Consider the following 857-nt stretch of genomic DNA (forward strand, 5'->3'; position numbering starts at 1 on the left):
GCGGCGAACATGGCGCCGGCCACACCGCCGAAGGAGGCGCCCATGCCGAAGGCCAGCAGCTTGACGTTGCGGGTGTTGATGCCCATCGCCTTGGCGGCGATTTCGTCTTCGCGGATCGCCACCCAGGCCCGGCCCAGACGCGAATCCTGCAGCCGCACCGAGAAGAAGACCACGGCGATGCACAGCACCAGGAACAGGAAGTAGTAGGCGTTGACCGAGGGCATGCTCATGCCCAGGAACTTCACCGTCGAGCCGGAGCCCGGTTCACCGGCCAGCGAGACGCCGAAGATGCGGATCGGGTCGATCAGGTTGATCCCCTGCGGGCCGTTGGTGATGTTCACCGGCGCGTTCAGGTTGTTCATGAAGATGCGGATGATTTCACCGAAACCCAAGGTGACGATGGCGAGGTAGTCGCCGCGCAGCTTCAGGGTCGGCGCGCCCAGCAAGGCGCCGAACAGCGCCGCCACCATCGCCGACAGCGGCACGATCACCCACAGCGACAGGTGAATGCCGTTCTGCACGATCTCCGGGCCGCACACCATCACCAGGAAGTTGCCCACCAGCGGATAGGTGTTGACGAAGGATTCCAGCACCGCCGCGAACTGCGGCGAAGCCAGCAAGCCGGCGGTGTAGGCGCCGATGGCATAGAACGCGATATAGCCCAGATCGAGCAGACCGGCAAAGCCGACCACCACGTTCAGGCCCAGCGCCAGCATGATGTAGAGCAAGGCGACGTCCATGATGCGCACCCAGGAATTGCCGAACTGCTGGGCAATGAAGGGAAACACGATCATCAGCACCAGCAGCAGCGCCAGGCTGATGCGCGCCTGCTGCGGGTTGCGTTTCATGTCGAAAGA

At 63.6% G+C, this 857-nt stretch carries 1 protein-coding gene; it reads right to left on the bottom strand.

Annotation, left to right across the window (positions count from 1 at the left end):
- On the bottom strand, positions 1-857 hold an 857-nt coding region (locus PQR62_RS25545; RefSeq protein WP_408160892.1), incomplete at both ends, for an ABC transporter permease subunit.

Origin of the sequence: Herbaspirillum lusitanum (assembly GCF_046025995.1) — a bacterium.
Lineage (GTDB): Bacteria > Pseudomonadota > Gammaproteobacteria > Burkholderiales > Burkholderiaceae_D > Herbaspirillum > Herbaspirillum lusitanum_A.